The sequence below is a fragment of the Pedobacter gandavensis genome (genome assembly GCF_032677645.1).
Classification (GTDB): Bacteria; Bacteroidota; Bacteroidia; order Sphingobacteriales; family Sphingobacteriaceae; genus Pedobacter; species Pedobacter gandavensis_A.
The window spans coordinates 1-21,524 of sequence record NZ_JAVTSB010000008.1; the positions used below are offsets into that span (position 1 = coordinate 1).

The following is a 21,524-nucleotide window of genomic DNA, read 5'->3' on the forward strand; positions in this document are numbered from 1 at the left end:
CTTTGTGTGTCATGGCCGGCCGGCCAACGAAATTCTTGTAAATCAAAAAAGCCACTCGTTGGAGTGGCTTTTTGCGGACCGGACGGGACTCGAACCCGCGACCTCCGCCGTGACAGGGCGGCATTCTAACCAGCTGAACTACCGGTCCGTGTTTCCCTTACGGGTGGATTTTATAGTAGATCCTCTACTTAACAACTTCAAGTTCTCGACTGAGATACTTTTGCGGACCGGACGGGACTCGAACCCGCGACCTCCGCCGTGACAGGGCGGCATTCTAACCAGCTGAACTACCGGTCCGTTGTTCCCTTTCGGGATTGCAAATATAGAGTCTTTATTTATATTTACAAACTATTTTTTAAAATAATCGCAACTGGTTAAGCCACAGAGCCTTCTTTCATCTTTTCAGCGTTCTCTGCAAACTGTAACGCATCGATCAGTTCCTGAACACCACCATCCATCACATGATTTAGGTTATAAAGTGTCAATCCGATGCGGTGATCTGTTACTCTTCCTTGTGGATAATTGTAAGTTCTGATCTTTGCAGAGCGGTCACCGGTAGATACCATCGTCTTACGTCTTGCAGCAATGTCTCCATTTTTCTTCTGCAATTCGATATCATATAGTTTACTACGTAGCATTTCCATTGCGATCACCCTGTTGCCAAGCTGAGAACGTTCCTGCTGACAAACCACTACCAGTCCCGAAGGTCTGTGGGTTAACTGCACTTTCGTCTCTACCTTATTTACATTCTGACCACCGGCTCCACCTGAACGGGAAGTCTGTAAATCAATATCGGCAGGGTTTAAGTATAGATCTATCTCTTCTGCTTCCGGTAATACCGCTACAGAGGCTGCTGAAGTATGTACACGGCCCTGAGTTTCTGTATCTGGTACACGTTGTACACGGTGTACACCTGATTCATATTTCAATTGTCCGTAAACATCATCTCCGCTAACTTTCAGGATCACCTCTTTATAACCACCGGCAGTACCTTCAGTTACATCAACAGTTTCAACCTTCCAGCCCTTTTGTTCAAAGAAACGACTGTACATACGGTATAAATCACCAGCAAATAAAGCTGCTTCATCACCACCAGTACCGCCACGAATCTCGAATACGGCATTTTTAGCATCTTCAGGATCTACAGGAATCAGCATCAAACGTACTTTTTCTTCCAGTTCATCCTGCTGCTTCAGCAACATATCCAGTTCTTCTTTAGCCATTTCGCGCATTTCGGCATCTTTCTCCGTAGATAGGATTTCCTTATTTGCATCGATATTGCTCATTACATTCTTGTAGATTTTATATTGATCTACAATCTTGCCTAAATCTTTATACTCTTTATTTAAAGCCGCGAAACGCTTCATATCCTGCATCGTATCAGGATTACTCAGCTGTTCTTCAACATCTTCCCAGCGTAACTTAATTGCTTCTAATTTCTCTAACATATTCTTTTTTCAGAAAATTAAAACTTGTTGCCCTTTCCATTCAGATCCGTCCTGCGGATCCTGTCCTGGCAATTGATTTATTTTGGAAGGCAAAAATACGGCTTTTTCAGTTAATTGACACTAAAAATTTAATGCTTGCCGGATTCTTCTATCCCTGATGATTACTTTTCGAAATAGTTCAGTGTTAATTCTTTGCCGTCAAATACCGCATAAGAATTAAAATTAATCCATTCGCCGAGGTTCACATACTTGCTTTTACCATTCAGATCAATCTCTAATGGCAAGTGACGGTGTCCGAAAACGAAATAGTCATAGTGTCTCTTTTGCAATTGTTCTTTTGCATAAATCGCCAGCCATTCGAATTCTTCGCCATGAAATGCTTCTTCAGTTTTATTGGCTATCCGGCTACTTCCAGACCACCAATTGGCGATTCCTAAACCAATACGTGGCGGCACGATAGAAAATAACCACTGACAAACCGGATTTCTGAACACCTTTCTTAATAACTTATACTTTTCATCGCCCGGGCCCAGTCCATCACCATGGTGCAGGTAAAAACTTTTGCCGTTACGCTCTATGATCAGCTCATCACTAATCACTTCAATCCCCATCTCTGTGGTAAAATAATCTTTGACCCACATGTCATGGTTACCCTTGAAAAAATAAATCTTAATTCCGGCATCAGTCATGGAAGCTAATTTGCCTTGCAGGCGAACAAAGCCTTTTGGGACTACCTCATGGTATTCGAACCAGAAGTCAAAGATATCGCCCATCAAAAAAAGTTCGCTGCAACTGCTTTCTATAGCATTTAACCAGCGAATGATCCGATCTTCGCGCTTTCTACTTTCCTGATGACTGGGAGAACCCAGGTGGAAATCAGAAGCAAAATATATGTTTTTTGTCATCAGTATCAACAAAGATAAGTAAAAATAACAGCGCAACTTTGTCATAAGTTCTACCAATTATGTAGAATATATCTAAACAACCGCGAATATTAAAACAAAAGTTCGTAAATTCGCACAAAATTTAAACACATGATTTCTACAGATATAGCCATTATTGGCGCCGGACCCGTTGGTTTATTTGCAATTTTTGAAGCAGGACTCCTTAAAATGCGTTGTCATTTGATCGATTACTTACCTCAGGTAGGTGGTCAGTTGTCTGAAATATATCCTAAGAAACCTATTTATGATATCCCGGGCTACCCAACAGTACTTGCTCAGGAACTGATTGATAACCTAATGGAACAAGGGAAACCTTTCCATCCTGGTTTTACTTTAGGAGAACGTATTGAAGGTCTGGAGAAACGTGGTGAAGGAGATTTTGTGTTGACCACTAATATGGGCACGATCATCGAAGCTAAAGTAGTGGTTATTGCAGGTGGATTAGGCTGTTTTGAGCCTCGTAAACCAGCAGTAGAAGGATTAGAGCAATTTGAAAACGGTAAAGGGGTGAATTATATGATTCTTGATCCTGAAAAATACCGTGGTCAGAAAATGGTTATTGCCGGTGGTGGTGACTCTGCTTTAGACTGGACTATTTTCCTTGCTGATATCGTAGAAGAACTGACTTTAGTTCACCGTAGCGAAAGCTTCCGTGGTGCACCGGATTCAGTTAATAAGGTAATGGCCTTAGCCGAAAGCGGAAAAATCAACTTAGTGTTAAATAGTAACCTTAGCTCTGTTCACGGAAACGGGAAATTAGAGACGGTAGAACTGGTTCACAACCGCAGTCTGGAGAAAAGCACGATTCATGCAGATCATTTGATTCCACTTTTCGGATTGAGTCCTAAATTAGGCCCGATTGAGCAATGGAACTTAAACATCAACAAAAGTGCAATTGAAGTAAATACTGATGATTACTCGACCAATATCCCGGGTATCTACGCTATCGGCGACATCAATACTTACACCAACAAGTTAAAATTAATCCTTTGCGGTTTCCATGAAGCAGCATTAATGAGTCATAGTGCTTACCAGTACATGAATCCAGGCATTAAATACACCATGAAATATACTACTGTTAACGGCGTTGCCGAATTCTAAACATGGAAGAAAATAACATTACCCTGCACGTTCAAAATCCGGACGGCAGCAGAACAACTTTAGAAGCGCCTGTAGATATGGGCCTGAGCTTGATGGAATACCTGAAAGCATGTGAATACGATATCCTTGCCACCTGTGGTGGAATGGCACTCTGCGCAACTTGTTGCGTAGACGTGTTAGAAGGGGAAGAAAAACTGAATGAGATGACCGATGACGAATACGCCATGTTGGATACCTTACCAGATTTACTTCCGAACTCAAGATTGGCTTGTCAGCTACAGTTAAGTCCAGCAATGGACGGACTGGTAGTGAAGCTACACTAAAACTAATTTTCTATAGGAGCAGCCGCAATTGTCTTGATTGGGCTGCCTATAGTTTTATATTCGCCCTCCCCTTTCAATATTGCCAGCATTTTTGAAGTATTGCCCAACACTGCTTTCGCAGCTGTCAGCTCTTTATCGTATTGAAAAGACTGTATCACCTTTCCTTTTTCATAATAATACCTGCTGACAATCTGTGTCTCCAATACTCTTTTGATCTCCGGTTTAAAGGTAGTCAGGTCTGTTTTCTTTGCACCCAACATTTTAGTCTTGAGGTCTTCCAGATCTGCTTTCACTGCCGGTAGTTTGTTTTCCTTTTCGGCCTCTGTACGTAAATCAGCTAGTAAACGTTCCGTTCTGGAAACATAAGCATAGTCCTTTCCATCGAGGGAAGTCAGGAATGCCGCATAGTCCTGATCTGTCAATTGAAAACTTTCCGCAGCAGCAATGGTCTTATGGTCCTTTTTATAGGCATTGGCATAATCGAAAAATAAGCTTTTATTCAAAAGAGAAATCGTGATCGGACTTAATTTAGCCGTTTCCACCAGTACATCAGGGTAAATCCCGTTACCATCGTATACGTTTCTGCCGGTACGGGTATTGAATTTGTTCATCACAGAATCCGCTACTTTAGGCGTTTTTCCGTTTAGATCTTTATGGGCATAGTCCAAAGCCTGGATACACCTGCCTGATGGCGTGAAATACTTCGCCACAGTTACTTTAACCAGGCTGTTATAAGGCAATGGGAAGGTTTGCTGAACCAGGCCCTTTCCATAGCTTCGTTGCCCTACAATGATGGCGCGATCTAAGTCTTGTAAAGCACCGGCAACGATTTCAGAAGCCGAAGCCGAATTACCACCCACCAGAATCACCAATGGAATCTGTGGAAGTAAGGGATCTGCTAAGGTTTTATAGGTAATGGTTTTCTGAGGATTTCTCCCCTTTTGGGTCACCACTAAAATGTCTTTATTCACAAACAGGTTCACAATCTTAACGGCTTCCTGTAAGATTCCTCCGCCATTATAGCGTAGGTCCAGAATCATGCCTTTAGGTTGTTGTTTGTTCAGGTTGATGGCCGCATCTTTCACTTCCTGCGCCGCATTCTCGAGGAATTTATCCAATCTGATGTAAGCAAAATGATCATCGGTCATGCCCGAATAAAGTACATTCGGCTGCTTAATCTCATCGCGGTTCAGGTTCTTGGTAATAACAGCCCCGTTTCTGATGATTAATAAAGTCAAGGCGGAACCACGAGGGCCACGCAACAACTGACTTACCTGCGCACGTTCTTTTCCTTTGACCGCCACATCATTGATCTTTACAATCTGATCGCCGGGTTTCAGGTCTTGTTTATCGGCAGGGTAACCTTCGGATACTTCGTTTACAAACAGCTTTCCTTCGATAAAAAGCGTACTTGCGCCGATGCCACCGTATTGGGTGCTTACATATTTAAGTTTATAGTCTTCCACTTCAGACTCGGGAATGTATTCTGTATAGGGGTCCAATCCATCGAGCATCGCATCAATGCTATTGCGCATGAGGTCGGCGGGATTGGTTTCGTCTACATAATTGATGTTAATCTCTTTATATAGGGACGCGAAAATATCCAGATTTTTGGAAACCTGAAAAAGGTCTTCCTTAAAAGACCAGGTTAAAGAAGCAAAAGCAATCAGTGAAAAAGCGGCTACAAGTCTTAATTTTTTCATATTACCCAATCTGTTGAAGGGTAAATTTACAAAAAAGGCTTGTAACTCAATAGGCTATTGGGAATTATAGCCTGTTACCATTCGGATCAGCCAAAGCTTTCCTGATGGTGAACTCTACATACTCACGGTTTCTATGCACTAAGCTCATCAGTTGTTCTACCAATTGGTCTTCTTGTCCGGGAACAAAAGCGAGGTTTTCTTTCGCCAGGTCACGGTATTTTCTAAGAAACTTAATTTTAACCTTTGTCCAGGTCTCAGGAGTAAGTGTAAAACTTGCCATAATGTATTATAGTTTGGCTGCAAAAATAGGAAAAATTATGAGAGGTACACCTGGAATCCGCATTCTCTGGTTAATCTGGCAAACAGATTTTTCCCATACGGATGGAAGGGACACCTTCCCGCTGCCCGAAACTGGTTTTTTCGCCTGTCAAAGTCTCATTGGCAAGGACGGCAAAAAGCACCGCCTCTTTAGCGTCAGGGTTGATATCCAGGTCTGCCGTAGTCCTGAATATCGCCTTTGGCAAACCAGCTTTCAACATACCTGTTAACAGCGGATTGTGCATCCCGCCTCCACTCATATATATATAAGGTGTTACCGTGTTTTCAAAACATCGTTGGATTGCTTCCAGAATCACTTTTGCCGAACAGGCGCATAAAGTGGCCAGCACATCTTCTTTTTTCAGATCCAGTGTACCGGAATTTTCCTGTGCTGTGGATAAGTAGGCCAGGTTGAAAAGTTCTGGTCCGGTGGTTTTCGGAAAATCAGCGTCTATAAACACATTTGTTAGTAAAGCTGTTAATAAAGCCTCATTAACCTCGCCTTTGCTGGCAATCGCTGCATTTTCGTCGAAATACAAGCCGGGATAATGCAGCTGAACATATTGGTCCATCATGGTATTCCCCGGACCAACATCCGTAGAAAACACTTTAGCAGCGTCATTATCTGCCGGCAGGTAGGTGAAATTTGCAATCCCTCCGATGTTGAGCATAATCCGGTCTTCTCCTTTTTTAGAGAACAGCAGGTAATCTCCGTAAACGGCTAACGGAGCGCCTTCCCCTCCTGCTGCCAGGTGTTTCTGCCTGAAATCGGCAATGGTAATGATGCCGGTTTTTACGGCGATATGGTCGCCATCCCCAATTTGAAGCGTAGCATTTGGATAATCCGGCAAGCCATGTAAGGCCTTTGGGGCATGGAAAATCGTTTGGCCATGACTCGCGATCACATCAATCTCTGCCGGTGTTCTTCCCCAGGTTTTCAGGGTTTCTAAAATCAGGGCTGCATGTTGTAAGCCAATCTTCTCATTCATCAGACAGACCATTTGAAGATCCGCATCCCTCCGGGAAAAAACCGCCTTTACTTCTTTCTTAAACTCCTCAGTATAAGGGACTGTAGTAAATTCCAACACTTTTATGTTTGTTGCTGCACCATTCCCTTTTACCGCACATAATGCGATATCCAAGCCATCTAAAGAGGTGCCAGACATCAATCCGATAATCAGGCGTTCCGGTTTATGCAGTATTTCGAAGAGTTGTTTCCAGTTTGAATTCATAAGGCTGTTTCCTGGTTACTAAAATAGGCTAAAATCAATTGCCTCAAGGGATTTCATAAAAAATCCTCTGGATTTGCTAAAAAAACTAACAATTTCACAATAAACACCTGTTTTGATTGCCATTTTCAAACAAAAAACACAGTGGGGTTAAAAATTTGGATTAAGTCGGTAGAGTCCCTATATTTACTGCTCCGTACAAAATTTAAGAACAATTAAATGGCAAGATTAAATCTTCTGGAAGAAACGCGTTTTGAAAAACTGCCCGTTTCTGTCTTTGAAAATCCTAAAGCAGCATCTTTAAGTGTTGCTCACCGCATCGGGGACCTTATTAAAGAAAAACAAAAGAACAATTCCAAGGCTGTCTTAGGCCTGGCTACCGGAGCTACACCAATTGCAGTGTACGCGGAATTAGTTAGAATGCATAAGGAAGAAGGTTTGAGCTTCAAAAATGTAATCACTTTCAACCTTGATGAGTACTACCCTATGCAGCCAACTGCTGCACAGAGCTATGTATCTTTCATGAATGAGCATTTATTTGCTCATATTGACATTGAAAAAGAAAACATAAACATTCCTGATGGCACTTTGAAACTGGAAGATATTCCTGCTTTCTGTCTGGCTTATGAGAAAAAAATCACTGAAGTTGGTGGATTAGATATTCAGATTCTGGGTATCGGTCGTACTGGTCACATTGGTTTCAATGAGCCGGGTTCTGCGCCAAACTCAGGAACTCGTTTAGTTACACTTGACGATTTGACAAGAAGAGATGCAGCCCGCGACTTTGGTGGTAAAACTTTTGTTCCAACAAAAGCGATTACCATGGGTATCGGTACTATTTTCAAAGCCCGTGAGATCATTCTTATGGCCTGGAATAAAAAGAAAGCTTCGATCATTAAAAAAGCAGTAGAAGGTGAAATTTCAAGTGAAGTTCCTGCTACTTACCTGCAATTATCTGACCATGTAGAATTTATTCTTGATGAAGATGCAGCTTCTTTATTGACGCGTTTTGATACCCCTTGGTTAGTAAAAGATTGTATCTGGGACGAGGTTATGACCAGAAAAGCAGTAATCTGGTTGGCAAACACGTTAAATAAGCCAATTTTAAAACTTACTGAAGACGATTATAACAACCACGGCATGGCACAGCTTGCAGTGGAACAAGGTCCGGTATACAATATCAACATTCATATTTTCAATAAATTACAACACACCATCACTGGATGGCCAGGTGGTAAACCAAACGCTGATGATTCTCAAAGACCAGAGCGCGCGGAACCAGCTAACAAACGTGTCGTAATTTTCTCACCACACCCTGATGATGATGTCATCTCTATGGGTGGTACTTTCATCCGTCTGGTTGATCAGAAACATGATGTGCATGTGGCTTACCAAACTTCAGGTAATACTGCTGTCTGGGATGATGATGCCCTACGTTTCGTAGAATTCAACATCGACTTCTCAGAAAAAATGGGAATGCCGCAGCAAGGAATGAAAGATATCTACCAGGATATCCGCAGCTTTATCGAAACTAAACAACCTAATCAGGTTGATACTCCTGAATTACAATCTGTAAAAGGATTGATCAGAAAAGGAGAAGCGATTGCTGGTGCAAGGTTCTGTGGTTTAGATGATGACCATATCCATTTCATGGCCCTTCCTTTCTACGAAAGTGGAAAAACGAAGAAAAATCCGGTTACGGAAAGAGATATCGAGTTGACTATGGAGCTTTTACAAAAAATCAAACCAGAGCAAGTATTTGCTGCAGGAGATTTTGAAGATCCACATGGAACGCACATCGTATGTTTCAATATCATTTTATCAGCTTTACAAAGACTAGCGAAAACTGAAAGCTGGGTTAAGGACTGCTGGTTATGGTTATACCGTGGTGCCTGGTTAGAGTTTGATACTTATGAGATTGAAATGGCAGTGCCGTTGAGTCCACAAGAAGTAGAGAAAAAGAAATTCGCTATTTTCAAACACCAATCACAAAAAGACCGTGCGGTTTTCCCTGGTGATGATTCGAGAGAATTCTGGGTTAGAGCAGAAGACAGAAACAGAGAAACTGCCGAAGCTTATGACAACCTTGGATTAGCAGAATACGAAGCGATGGAAGCGTTTGTACGTTACCATTTCTAGAAATTTATTTTAGGTATTTTTAATCCCTAAATGATCATATTTTCAAACCGTTAAGCCTCCTGGCTTAACGGTTTTTTTATGTTAAATCGGTTTGCAGCGCGGTTGTTGGCATCAAGGGGGCCTGTCGGAAGCTTTTCCTGTAGCTATAATTCAGAACCTCAACAGCATAGCGAAATCATCCTCCCCTTATTTCCCTTAAATTCTTTGCGGAGGTATTACCAGAAACTCATTTTAAAAGTATAATTTAGTCTGACTTATTAACAAACTACATGAAGAAGAACATTTATATCCTTGCGATAGGACTTGTCGCCCAACTGGCGGTATATAGTCCTGGTTATGCCCAGAAAAAGGCAACCGCCGCAAAGACCAGCACCTCAACCGCAGTAAAAAAATCAACAGGTCAGTTAATTCCCAATGACCCAAATGTTAAAATCGGGAAGCTTCCAAACGGATTAACCTATTATATAAGAAAGAATACAGAACCGAAAAACAGAGCTGAATTGTACCTGGCCACGAGTATCGGTTCTTTAATGGAGAATGATGACCAACTGGGACTGGCCCATTTTACGGAACATATGGCCTTTAACGGCTCCAAAGATTTCCCCAAAAACGACATGATCAATTACCTGCAAAAAGCAGGAGTTCGTTTTGGTGCCGACTTAAACGCTTATACCAGTTTTAATCAGACGGTTTATCAATTGCCGATTCCTACGGATAGTGCCTCAGTATTCAAATCAGGATTTAAAATTCTGGCCAACTGGGCAGGAAAAATCACCATGGATGGGGAAGAAATCGATAAAGAACGTGGTGTAATCATCGAAGAAGATCGTCAGCGTGGAAAAAATGCGCAGGAAAGGATGCAAAAACAGATGTTGCCTTTGATCTTGAAAGGTTCCCGCTATGAAAACCGTTTGCCAATTGGTAAAGTGGAATTGCTACAGACATTTACACACGATAAAATCCGTGATTTCTATAAAGACTGGTACCGTCCAAATTTACAGGCTGTGATTGCAGTAGGTGATTTTGATGTGAATGAGGTAGAACAACTGATCAAACAAAACTTTTCGGAACTGGCTAATCCGGCCAATCCAAGACCACGTTTGGCTTATGACCTTCCAGACAATAAGGAGCCTTTGGTAAAGATCATTACTGACCCTGAGCAGCCTTACAACATTGCACAAATCATGTACAAACAACGTGGTGGTGTAGTTAAAACTACGGAAGACTTTAAAAAAAGTCTAATGTATTCTATGATCAACAGCATGATTTCAGCGCGTTTTCAAGAGATTCTTCAAAAAGGAACGCCGCCGTTTTTAGTCGCTCAGTCTAGCTATGGCCCATTCCAGGGCGGATTAGTACCGAATGTGAATGCTTTTCATACCGTAGTGGTTTCCAGCACTGCTGAGTCCCTTGAAAAAGCCCTTGCCGCTGGTTTAGCGGAAAATGAACGCGTGGTGAAGTTTGGCTTTCTACCTTCAGAACTTGAAGTTGCAAAGAAAAATATCAACGCGGGAAATGAAAAACGCCTGAAAGAAAAAGATAAAACTGCTTCTGCAGCTTTTGTTCAGAAATATCTGAATAACTTCCTGCAAGGTACTAGCATTCCTTCTACAGAGTATAGTTACGAACTCACCAAAAAGACACTGGAGGAGATCAGCCTTGCCGAAATAAATGCACTGGCAAAAACACTGTTGACCAAAGACAATCAGATTATCCTGGTTCAGGCACCTGAAAAAGACAAAGCGGCTTTACCTACGGAAGCAAAATTACTTGCGGTGATGAAAAATGCAGGAAATGGTGTAACTCCTTATGTAGACAATTCGATCAACAAGCCGCTGCTGGACAAAAAGCCGGTTGCCGGAAAGATTGTTGCAGAAAAGAAAATTGATGCCGTAGGCGTCACCGAATTGACCTTAAGCAATGGGATTAAGGTGTTATTGAAGCCTACAGATTTCAAAAATGATCAAATTGTTTTCAGTTCATTCGGTAAGGGAGGAACTTCCCTGGCCAGTAACAACGATTTCCGTTCTGCGGAGATGGTGAGCCTGATTCCGGAAAGTGGTGTTGGCGAATTTAACCCTTCCAACCTGAATAAATTGCTTGCTGGTAATACGGGTTCTGCAACGGCTTATGTGAGCGATCTTTACCAGGGTTTCAGCGGTGGCGCTTCACCAAAAGATCTGGAAACTTCTTTTCAACTGGTTTATGCGTATGCAACCAAACCTAGAAAAGATGCCGAGATTTTCAATAAAAACATGGGTGATTACAAGGTGATTTTAGGTAGTAAAGGTGCCAATCCGAGTAGTGTTTTTGCAGATACGGTTCAGGCAGTATTGTCAAATTACCATGAACGAGGTATGCCGATGAACTTAACTGACCTGGATAAAATCTCCTTAGATAAAGCTTTCGCTTTCTATAAAGACCGTTTCGCAGATCTTGGAGATCAGACTTTCGTGATCGTTGGTGCTTTTGATGTAGAGAAAATCAAGCCTTTAATCGAAACTTATATTGCCAGTCTGCCTGCAGCTGGTAAACCACAAAACTTCGTAGACAATGGCGTGAATCCTCCGACAGGAAAAATCAGCAAAACTGTTTACAAAGGCCTGGAAGATAAAGCGGCCGTGGAGTTATATATTCACGGAGATTATGACTACACACCGGAAAATAATGTCCAGTTAGAGGCCTTAAATGAAGCCCTTAAAATCAAGATACTGGAACGTTTAAGAGAGAAAGAAAGTGGCGTTTATAGTCCTAAAGTGAGTTTAAGCACCAGCAAACACCCTAAAGCGCACTATTATTTTACGATTTCATTTAGCTGTGCCCCTGCTAATGTAGATAAGCTGATTGCAGCGTCATTAGATGAGGTGAATAAGATCAAACAAAGCGGTGCATCAACAGATGACCTTGCGAAGTTTAAATCTGAAGAGCAACGTCAGATGGAACTTAGTCTTAGAAACAATGGTTTCTGGTTAGGCTACCTGGCCGGCGCTGTTAAAAATGGCGAACCACTTGACCTGGTATTACAACAACCAAAATTAATGGAACAGGTAACCGTAGAAAGTACAAAAGCTTCGGCAAACAAGTACCTGAACGAAAACAATTACCTGCGTTTCGTACTGCTTCCACAAAAGTAAGCGGGAAATAAGACTGGTATCACCAGAAACAAAAATGGCCTGATGTTTAAAAGCATCAGGCCATTTTTTATGCGTATTTATCTGATCCGGTCAGCTGATTATTGCGCTACACTGGAAAGCGTACTGGTTTCAATTCCCACCGGATTGGTTGGATCACCTTCGTTCTTAAGGCGGTCTAATGCGGTAACCAGGTAAGTATATCTTTTTCCTTTCTCCACATTGGTATCGATAAAGGAAGTATAGTTTTCAAAACTGATTCTAAGGATATTTCTGGCATCCAGGACATCCACTTTCGTACCTTCATTGAAACGGTAAATCACGTATCCTGATGCGGTTTCACCATCACTTGCCAGCGTTGGTTTTTCCCATTTCAGGTGTACGCCATCTTGTTTTGCTTCGGCCGTTAATCCTTGCGGTGCATTAGGTACCACATCATCCAGCCATGGCATTTGCGGTGGCAATGCCGGATACTTATACAAGTCATTTCTTAAAGAATCACCAACTGCACGGGCGACCGTAGAAAAGGATTTTGAGCTAAAAAACACACTTCCCTGCACGCGGTTACTCTGACGGAGGTAGCGGATCTGATCCGGCACCTGCTCCGGTAATCTCCAGGCAGCTTCCATCTTTTGATTCACCAGGTAGGCACCCTGACCAATATAAAGGTGACGGCCATAGGTATTATCAGCCCACCAATCTACCAAAGTAGCAAAAGGAGCCACTTTACGGGTAAAGCTGAAATAAATCTGTGGATTGATATAATCAACCCAACCCTCTTTAACCCATCTTCTCGAATCGGCAAATAACTCATGGAAATTTGACAGTCCGCGAGTCGCAGAACCCAGCACATCTTCATTGTCGTTTTTCCAGATCCCAAACGGGCTGACACCAAATTTAACGTACTTTTTATGGTAGTGAATGCTATCGTCTAATTGTTCAATCAGTAAGTCTACATTGTTCCTTCTCCAGTCGTTCACATTGGTAAAACCATTTGGATACTTGTTGAATGTGGCCGCATCATTAATCGTCTGACCGGCAATTTTATAAGGATAGAAGTAATCATCGAAATGAATCCCGTCTACATCATAACCTTTAACCACATCGAGAATCACCTGAATGATATACGCTCTTACTTCCGGAATTCCCGGATCAAACTGTTTCTTACCACCATAGGTAAAGAACCATTCGGGGCGTTTTCTGGTCATGTGATCTGCGCTGACCACCGTATTCGGACTTGTGGTGGCGCGGTATGGGTTAAACCAGGCATGAAGTTCCATTCCACGCTGATGTGCTTCTTTAATTGCGAAAGCCAAAGGATCATAATCAGGTCCCGGAGAAAGGCCTTGTTTTCCGGTCAGCCATTGACTCCACGGCTCCCTGGATTTGGCATAAAAAGCGTCAGCGGCAGGTCTTACCTGTAACATGATCGCGTTCATTCCGTTCGTTTTGTGAAGCTCTAAAAGACCGATCAATTCCTGCTTTTGCTGGTCTATACTCAAGCCAGGTTTAGAAGGCCAGTCAATATTGGCGACTGTTGCTACCCAGACCCCGCGGAACTCTCTTTTTGGAGCAATTTTTGTTGTGTTTTGTGCGGGAGATATTAGTGGGGTTATTGCAAGGAGGAACAATAGCGCATAGCAAGTGTTTTTAAACATTTTATGTAATTTGTACTTAATAAATCTTTTCATTTGTGCACTCAGGTAGACGTTATCAACCAGAGATCTTAGCAAGTAAACGATTTTTTTTAAAGTCTCATACAAATAGCCTGTTTTTTTTACTATTTCCTATATTTTTATACTATGTTCGCGTTTTAAACACCTTTAGAGAAGAATTCAAGAAATGTCAGACCAAAATGAGATGGTAAATAAGGGTGACCGCAATAAGATATATTTTCTAATTGTAGTCATTCTAGCCCTTTTAGGCACCAATGCTTACCTATACTTAAAAGACAGGCATCAAAGCGAGCGTTACATCAGTATCGGCTCCGAAATAGCCCGGGTAAAACTGGAAGTTGAAAAGGTCGAAGCAGAGCTGGATAAAGTAAATGTGCTCAATGTTCAGTTAACAGACAAGCTACAGGAGGAACAGCGCCTGGCCAGAGTAAAGATTGCAGAACTAAAACTACAGCTGAAAGGTGATGTGATGTCAAGTGAAGCCTTTGTTGCTGCCCAGAACGATGTCAAGAACTTACGTGAATTTGTTAAAAGCTACAAGGAAGAGATCAGTCGCCTGGAAAGAGAAAATGCTTATTTACGGAATCAAAAGGACAGCTTAAAAGAGTTCGCTTATACTGCCAGTCAGAAGGTCGACAACCTGGAAAAAAAGAATACTGAGCTTCAGGAAAAGGTGAAAACCGGTGCCGCATTAAAAGCCGGAAACGTATCTATTCTGGCTTACAAGGTTAAAAACAGCGGAAAAAACATAGAAGTTACCCGTGCAGGTTCTGCGAAAAAACTAACCGTGAGCTTTAATATTGCCCCAAATCCTTTGGCAGCAAAAGACTACCATAAAATATATTTGCGTGTGTTTGATCCTGCAGGAAACCTGATTGCCAATGGCGAGAACCTATTTGAAGCTGATGGCGAGCAAATGCAATATACTTCCGCTACTTCCATCTCTTACAACGACGACAATACCGTTTATAAAATGGACTGGATCAACCCTAATCCCTTCATTAAAGGCACTTATTCGGTTATTCTCTATGCAGATGGCTTTACCATGGGGAAAGCTGCAATTGAATTAAAATAGGCTTCTTTAACCAGTAACTAGGATAGCGGGAAGCTCAGGTAAAATGTCGTTCCCACATCCGCTACCGATTTAAACGAAACCGTTCCTCCTGCATTCTCTACCGCTTGTTTCACAAAGGCCAGACCTAAGCCCGTTCCCGATGATTTAGTGGTGAAATTGGGCACAAAGATCTTATCCTGTTGCTCCGGATCAATCCCCTTCCCATTATCCTCTACCTCTACAAAGACGTTTTCCTCATCATTCATCAGATTCACTTTGATGACGCAACGGCCTTCCCCATTGGCGGCTTCGATGGCATTTTTGAGCAGGTTATTGAAGGTGCGCAGCAGCTGATCTTTGTCGCCAAGGATCACTACTTCTATACTGGTATGGTTGAAAATATAGATTTCTACGTTTTCGGTATGCGTAAAAACATCCCTTGCCTGTTGAATGATCGGCAATAAGCGTAGTTTTTCCAGTTTCGTATCCGGCATTTTCGCGAAGTTAGAGAACTCCGAAGCGATGGAAGCCAGACTGTCGATCTGCTCTATAAATGACTTGTTAAAGCGCTCAAATTTGTTCTCAAAATTCGGGTCTTTCTCTCTCCATGATTTCTCCAGCAACTGGACGCCTAGTTTTAATGGGGTCAAAGGGTTTTTAATCTCATGAGCCACCTGTTTGGCCATTTCCCGCCAGGCAATTTCCCTTTCGGAGCGCGCGAGTTTGGTGGCACTTTCTTCCAGTGCGGCAATCATTTTATTGTATTCACGGATCAGGGAACCGATCTCATCATGCCTGGACCACTGAATGGGTTGATTTTTCTGACCCAGTTTGGTTTTCCGGATGCTTTCCTGAATAAAGGTCAGCGGACTGGTGATCTGATTGGCGAGAAACACTGCCAGAATCCCAATCGCTACAAATACCAGGGCATAAATATTAATCAAAGTATTGATATAAAGGCCGATTTTACGTTGATAATCGGCTTCATTACCATAATAAGGCAGTCCGATATACGCAACAGTCTCATTCATCGCATTGCGAATTGGTGCATAGGCAGAAGAATAACTGAAATCGCCAATGTGCTCATCCGGATTGATATATTCCGATCTTTGCATCTGATTCAGGTACACATAAGCCTTTGCGCCCATCTTCCGGCCGATAATCCCGAAATCATAAATCCTCGGTAAAGAGGTGAACAAGAGGCTACCATTGGCATCAAAAAGATTGAGATAAGCGCCATTCACATCGGCAAACTCATTGAAAAAGCGGACAGATTCCTCATTGGAAGCCGGTATTCCAGTTGAAAATATGCGTTTCTCATAAGAGAACTGAACTTTTCTTATTTTATCCTGAATGTAATCTTCCTGTTGGCGGCGATACTCATCTCGGATGTAGAAATAGGTAGTCCAGCCCACAATAACTAAAGTAGCTACTACAGAAAGGACAATAGAAAACTGAATCCGCGTTTTATAGAGGATTTTATTGGCATTGATCATCAAAGACCGGTTGATGTTAAACCAGCCTCCCCAGCTCTCATCAATATTCTTCAATATCCAGATCAAAGCATACAGGGTAATTGAAAAAATAATGAAAACTAAAAAGAAGAAAGACAGCGTAGCTAAACGTGCCACGTAGGACACCTTTTCCTTGCTCACCACGATCATTTTAGAGGCAATTGGCATATAGACCACATGCGTATACCCAAGGCTGTCTGTGACCGTGTGGTGCTTTCCTGGCTCCGCTTTAAAATCCTGTCCGGACAACTTATAGGTATATGGGCCGGATTGTATGACCAGTTTCCCATAACTATAGAAGGCAAAAGAGTAATTGCTGTAATCGTCTTCGCTTTTATTCTTACGGTCGATCAGGATCTCCGGCAGCTGACTATTGTAATTGTATTGCTGAGATTTAAGCTCAATAACCAGGGTTCCGAGGATCTTATTGTCTTCAAAAATAGGAATGATTCCGAAATAAGTCTGATAACCAAAAGTATCATTCAGGCGGTAAAAGAAATTCGATTCAGAGGCCTTTACAGAACCCGATCGCACCAGTTTTTTATAATAAGATAAAGGAACCTTTAACTGATTTGTAGAAGAGTCCCTGCCGTCATATTCGTAAATATTGTATTCAAATTTGGAAAGGTAGCCGCCTAAAAACTGCTTATAAATATGTTTTTGTAACAGATCAGAACGCCTTAAATCCGGTTGTTTAAAATAATCTGCTACAAAACTATCCGTGTAAATACCAACTTCCAGGCTCTCAATGGCACTAATGATCTTAGGATCGTCTGTAGATTCCAGTTTTTGCGCAATGGTAAGCCTTTTATTCCGCTCCTTAATATCGATAAATTTCAGGTATTTGATCGAGGACATGAAGGCCAGACAGAAAAACATCGCGGTAAATATCCCTATGGAGAAGCTATTGTCTCTCAGGAACACATTCCAGCCTACAATGAGGATAAATATCGCATATACCACAAAGAATATGCTGAACCCGGTAATCAGCTGATAGCCTAAATAGCTAAAAAAGGCCAGTAAAAACAAGATTAACCGTTCTTTATTGGTCACATTTAAGCTTTTGCTCATTTCCAGCAATACTGTAATAATCAGATAAATATTAAACCATACCAGGCATAAAATGACAATACTGACCCAGCTTACCCAACCCAGATTGATGATATTGGTAATGTCGAAATTGATCTTGGAATTGATGATGAGTCCAAAGAAAACCTCATCACTAATCAGCGCCAGCAGGCCGAAAAAGGCCAGTATGACCAGGTAAAACGCCCAACCGGCTACTTTATTCTGGTTTAACCAGACAGGCAGGTGGTATTCATCTCTATGTTTATAAATAAAATAGAGTACCCAGGTAATGGCAAATACATTGAGCAGAAAGTCCCCTAAAGAGGGTAAAAAGAAACTTTCCGCGTATATCGTCGGACTAAAGATCAGCAGATCGAACTGCTGATTGAACCAACCATATTCCAGGTCGCTGACCCTTAAGAGGGCAAAGAATAAGATTAAAAGTCCCGTTGCAGAGAGCAAGCGCCCCTTTTTAACCATCCATACACATAAAGAGTTCATAAACAGGCAGATACTGAACATGCCGATTACCCAGAGCCAGACTTCTATTTTCGCATAAATACTTTCCGTATAATCCGGTTTCAACTTCACTTCAAACAGCAGCTTCCCATCAAAATTATTGATGCCATATACATCTGCATCCGTAAAGGAGCCGAGTGATAAAGAATTGGAGGGTAATAAGAAGGGGGAGAGATCGTTTCGGAGGTACTGATTCTGGATATTGTATTGGTTGATCACCTCAATGAGGAAGACCAGGCTATAGTTTCCGGTGGTTTTCCGGATCAGTTCATACCAGCCATTCGGTAGCTGAACAAAGGAGGAGCCTTCTGCAACGCCCTCCAGACTGGAAGGAAATGCACTAAAAGAGCTCCAGAATTTTAAGTTGTTTTTTTCGTAGACCAACAGGTTGATTCCCTGTTTCGGATAGAGATTGATGAAATCTAAGGCGAACTTTTCATTGAGGTCAAATTGCTTGGCCTGCTCAACCCTTGTCGGGTCGGAAAGGAAATCGTAGATAATGCTTTCCTTATCAGAAATGTTTTCCTGAAGCGTTGCCGCCTCATGGGTAAGCAGATCTTTCTTGCTGATCGTATTTTTTAAAGATAGGGCCGTACCAATACAGCAGGCCCCAAGTATCAACAATAAAAATCTGATTTTACCCGCGATGCTCACGTTAAACCTTAGCTGTGATCGTTGCAGAACTAGTTGGGAAAGCTCTATTTACTTTCTTCACCAGGCCTTGTAAAACATTACCCGGACCTACTTCTACAAATTCTGTAGCCCCGTCAGCGATCATACGCTCCAGTGTTTGCGTCCATTTTACGGCACCGGTTAATTGTGTAATTAAGTTTGCTTTGATCTTTGCAGGATCAGTATTCGGCACCGGGTCCACATTTTGATAAATCGGACATACCGGAGAAAGAACCGTTACATTTTCAATTGCTTCCTGTAGTTCTACGCTTGCCGGCTCCATTAACGGAGAGTGAAAAGCACCACCTACATTTAGCTTTAAAGCACGTTTAGCACCTGCTTCAGTTAACTTTTGACAAGCGATATCTACGCCTTCAATGCTTCCTGAAATTACGATTTGTCCCGGGCAGTTGTAATTTGCTGCTACGACAACTTCGTCAATTTCTTCACAGATTTTTTCTACTACTTCATCCGCAAGGCCTAAAATAGCGGCCATGGTAGAAGGTTGTAATTCACAGGCTTTCTGCATGGCATTTGCTCTCGCAATCACCAATCTTAAACCATCTTCAAAAGACAATGCGTTTGCCGCTACCAATGCCGAGAATTCTCCTAAAGAGTGTCCTGCAACCATATCAGGCTGGAAATCCGCGCCTAAAGTTTTTGCTAAGATCACTGAGTGAAGAAAAATCGCTGGCTGAGTTACCTTCGTTTCCTTCAATTCTTCATCAGATCCGGAGAACATGATGTCGCTGATGCGGAAACCGATAATTTCATTTGCCTTTTCAAACAGTTCTTTAGCGATTTCATTTTCGTACAATTCTTTACCCATGCCCGAAAACTGAGCGCCTTGTCCTGGAAATATATATGCTTTCATTCTTATGCTTTTGTGTGATGTTTAGTGTAAGTTGGCAGTGATTAACCTCAAAAACTCTGCCCTTGTTGTATCTTTTGCGAATTCTCCTGTAAAAGCAGAAGTAGTAGTTACAGAATTTTGCTTCTGAATCCCTCTCATTGCCATACATAAATGCTTGCATTCAATCACAACTGCTACGCCCAATGGGTTTAACGTTTCCTGAATACAATCTCTGATTTCATTTGTTAAACGCTCCTGAACCTGCAAACGACGGGAAAAAGCATCAACGATTCTAGGAATTTTGCTCAATCCAACGATATGACCGTTCGGAATATAGGCCACATGGGCTTTTCCAAAGAAAGGAAGCATGTGGTGTTCGCACATCGAAAATACTTCAATATCTTTCACAACCACCATCTGGCTGTAGTCTTCTTTGAACATAGCGCCTTTAAGAATTGCTGCCGGATCCAGGTCGTAACCATGAGTCAGATATTGCAATGCTTTTGCTACACGTTCCGGAGTTTTTACCAATCCTTCACGAGTTGGATCTTCACCCAACTGGGTCAAAATATCTGTATAATGAGTAGCTACAGCTGAGATTTTACCTTCATTGTAACGGTCTATTTTGATGTAACCGTCTTCAGTTTCATCTAAATGATCTGTATGATTGTTCATATCTGATGGATTAGCCGAAGTACTCGACAAAGTTGTTTTCAGTTTCGTAAATTTTGATGCAATGAAGTTCGGCGCCAGACTCTTTAATAAAAGGAAGTAATTCTTCCCAAATAGCGATGGCCAGGTTTTCTGTTGAAGCCAGTTTACCTTTCATGAAATCCACGTCAAGATTCAGGTTTCTATGGTCAATTTTATCGACTACCTGTGTGTTGGTGATGTCTTTCAACCATTTCAGATCTACAAGAAAGCCTGTTTCCGGGTTAATCTCCCCTTTAACAGTTACATACAACTGATAGTTGTGTCCATGCCAATTTGGATTGGCACATTTTCCGTAAACTTCTGTGTTTTTATCTTCAGACCAATCCGGTCTCGACAATTTATGCGCAGCGTTAAATGATGCTTTTCTGGTTATGTATATCATTCTCTGTTATATTGTTGACAAATATACGCAGAAAGCTTAAAGTAGAAAGGTTTAATCTCTAACTTAGGCTTATGAAGATTCTTTTAGTAGCGGCAACAAATGCGGAAATCTCTTTATTAACCGAACACTTCGGCTTATCCGGAGCAGCATTGATGAAAACAGAAAAGTTCGACATCCTGGTGACCGGCGTTGGAATGACAGCCACCGCTTTTTCCCTGGGAAAACATTTATCCAACCGGTACAATCTGGTGCTCAACCTGGGTATTGCCGGATCTTTTGACACCTCCATTCCTTTAGGGACGGTGTTAAATGTAGTGGAGGATGATTTCTCTGAACTCGGAGCGGAAGATCAGGGGCAATTCCTGCCAATAGAAGAGCTGGGCTTCGGAAAAAGCAGCTATCATGCTTATAACAACCTCCTCCACCCTTCCATCTCTGCCTTAAAAAAAGTCAAAGGGATCACGGTAAACACCGTTCATGGCAGTTCCGGGAGCATCGAATCCATTAAAAACCGCCTGCATCCGGTTACCGAAAGCATGGAAGGTGCCGCCGTACTTTACTGTTGTGAAGAAGCCGGAATCCCTTGTCTGCAAATCCGCAGCATCTCCAATTATGTAGAACCACGGAACCGCGAAAGCTGGAAAATCGGCCTTGCCATTAAGAATTTAAACGAATGGGCCATTGGATTTTTGACAAATAGTTAACCATTCCCCCTGGTTTGTTAATTACCTTTGAA

The 21,524-nt window shown here is 42.0% G+C and carries 16 protein-coding genes and 2 tRNA genes; 6 read left to right on the plus strand and 12 right to left on the minus strand.

The window, feature by feature from the left end:
- Positions 1 to 74: 74 nt before the first annotated feature.
- The 4 genes from R2Q66_RS14025 to R2Q66_RS14040 all read right to left on the minus strand — a co-directional run bounded on the left by R2Q66_RS14025 (position 75) and on the right by R2Q66_RS14040 (position 2,353).
- Positions 75 to 148, minus strand: a tRNA-Asp gene (locus R2Q66_RS14025).
- Positions 149 to 223: 75 nt separating this feature from the next.
- A tRNA-Asp gene (locus R2Q66_RS14030) sits at positions 224 to 297 on the minus strand.
- Between the two features lie 77 nt (positions 298 to 374).
- Positions 375 to 1,448 carry a peptide chain release factor 1 gene (prfA, locus tag R2Q66_RS14035; RefSeq protein ID WP_316749995.1) on the minus strand — a complete coding sequence of 358 codons (1,074 nt, stop codon included), beginning with the start codon at positions 1,446 to 1,448 and terminating at the stop codon, positions 375 to 377.
- Positions 1,449 to 1,609: 161 nt separating this feature from the next.
- Complete coding sequence (locus R2Q66_RS14040; RefSeq protein WP_316749997.1) at positions 1,610 to 2,353, minus strand: UDP-2,3-diacylglucosamine diphosphatase; 744 nt, start codon at positions 2,351 to 2,353, stop codon at positions 1,610 to 1,612.
- Positions 2,354 to 2,482: 129 nt separating this feature from the next.
- Here R2Q66_RS14040 and R2Q66_RS14045 point away from each other — a divergent pair, with 129 nt between their 5' ends.
- Both R2Q66_RS14045 and R2Q66_RS14050 read left to right on the plus strand, forming a co-directional pair.
- On the plus strand, positions 2,483 to 3,493 hold the full coding sequence (locus R2Q66_RS14045) for an NAD(P)/FAD-dependent oxidoreductase (protein ID WP_316749999.1): 1,011 nt from the start codon (positions 2,483 to 2,485) through the stop codon (positions 3,491 to 3,493).
- A gap of 2 nt (positions 3,494 to 3,495) precedes the next feature.
- A complete protein-coding gene (locus R2Q66_RS14050) occupies positions 3,496 to 3,816 on the plus strand; it encodes a 2Fe-2S iron-sulfur cluster-binding protein (protein ID WP_062546508.1) in 321 nt (106 codons plus the stop codon).
- 2 nt (positions 3,817 to 3,818) lie between these two features.
- On the opposite strand, the gene R2Q66_RS14055 is transcribed toward R2Q66_RS14050, so the two are convergent.
- From R2Q66_RS14055 to R2Q66_RS14065, 3 genes are all read right to left on the minus strand, one after another.
- Complete coding sequence (locus tag R2Q66_RS14055; RefSeq protein ID WP_316750003.1) at positions 3,819 to 5,519, minus strand: S41 family peptidase; 1,701 nt, start codon at positions 5,517 to 5,519, stop codon at positions 3,819 to 3,821.
- Between the two features lie 64 nt (positions 5,520 to 5,583).
- Positions 5,584 to 5,799 carry a hypothetical protein gene (locus tag R2Q66_RS14060; protein WP_316750005.1) on the minus strand — a complete coding sequence of 72 codons (216 nt, stop codon included), beginning with the start codon at positions 5,797 to 5,799 and terminating at the stop codon, positions 5,584 to 5,586.
- Positions 5,800 to 5,869: 70 nt separating this feature from the next.
- The gene (locus tag R2Q66_RS14065) at positions 5,870 to 7,069 is read right to left on the minus strand and encodes an anhydro-N-acetylmuramic acid kinase (protein WP_316750007.1); all 1,200 of its coding nucleotides are present in this window, start codon (positions 7,067 to 7,069) and stop codon (positions 5,870 to 5,872) included.
- Between the two features lie 216 nt (positions 7,070 to 7,285).
- On the opposite strand from R2Q66_RS14065, the gene nagB reads away from it, so the two are divergent.
- A complete protein-coding gene (gene nagB / locus R2Q66_RS14070; protein ID WP_316750009.1) occupies positions 7,286 to 9,205 on the plus strand; it encodes a glucosamine-6-phosphate deaminase in 1,920 nt (639 codons plus the stop codon).
- A 269-nt stretch (positions 9,206 to 9,474) separates the two neighbouring features.
- Entirely contained in the window at positions 9,475 to 12,339 is a 2,865-nt protein-coding gene (locus R2Q66_RS14075; protein ID WP_316750011.1) for a M16 family metallopeptidase, read from the plus strand.
- A gap of 98 nt (positions 12,340 to 12,437) precedes the next feature.
- Here R2Q66_RS14075 and R2Q66_RS14080 read toward each other — a convergent pair whose 3' ends face one another.
- Positions 12,438 to 13,994, minus strand: coding sequence for a glycoside hydrolase family 10 protein (locus R2Q66_RS14080; protein ID WP_316750013.1), 1,557 nt, complete (start codon positions 13,992 to 13,994; stop codon positions 12,438 to 12,440).
- Between the two features lie 202 nt (positions 13,995 to 14,196).
- Here R2Q66_RS14080 and R2Q66_RS14085 point away from each other — a divergent pair, with 202 nt between their 5' ends.
- The gene (locus R2Q66_RS14085) at positions 14,197 to 15,087 is read left to right on the plus strand and encodes a hypothetical protein (protein ID WP_316750015.1); all 891 of its coding nucleotides are present in this window, start codon (positions 14,197 to 14,199) and stop codon (positions 15,085 to 15,087) included.
- Positions 15,088 to 15,104: 17 nt separating this feature from the next.
- On the opposite strand, the gene R2Q66_RS14090 is transcribed toward R2Q66_RS14085, so the two are convergent.
- Genes R2Q66_RS14090 through R2Q66_RS14105 form a run of 4 tightly spaced genes read right to left on the minus strand, consistent with a single transcriptional unit; the run spans position 15,105 to position 20,788 of the window.
- Positions 15,105 to 18,821 carry a HAMP domain-containing sensor histidine kinase gene (locus R2Q66_RS14090; protein ID WP_316750017.1) on the minus strand — a complete coding sequence of 1,239 codons (3,717 nt, stop codon included), beginning with the start codon at positions 18,819 to 18,821 and terminating at the stop codon, positions 15,105 to 15,107.
- A 1-nt stretch (position 18,822) separates the two neighbouring features.
- On the minus strand, positions 18,823 to 19,713 hold the full coding sequence (fabD, locus tag R2Q66_RS14095) for an ACP S-malonyltransferase (RefSeq protein ID WP_316750019.1): 891 nt from the start codon (positions 19,711 to 19,713) through the stop codon (positions 18,823 to 18,825).
- A gap of 21 nt (positions 19,714 to 19,734) precedes the next feature.
- A complete protein-coding gene (folE, locus tag R2Q66_RS14100; RefSeq protein ID WP_316750022.1) occupies positions 19,735 to 20,367 on the minus strand; it encodes a GTP cyclohydrolase I FolE in 633 nt (210 codons plus the stop codon).
- 10 nt (positions 20,368 to 20,377) lie between these two features.
- A complete protein-coding gene (locus R2Q66_RS14105; protein ID WP_182959172.1) occupies positions 20,378 to 20,788 on the minus strand; it encodes a 6-pyruvoyl trahydropterin synthase family protein in 411 nt (136 codons plus the stop codon).
- A 71-nt stretch (positions 20,789 to 20,859) separates the two neighbouring features.
- On the opposite strand from R2Q66_RS14105, the gene mqnB reads away from it, so the two are divergent.
- A complete protein-coding gene (gene mqnB, locus R2Q66_RS14110; protein WP_316750028.1) occupies positions 20,860 to 21,492 on the plus strand; it encodes a futalosine hydrolase in 633 nt (210 codons plus the stop codon).
- Positions 21,493 to 21,524: the final 32 nt, after the last annotated feature.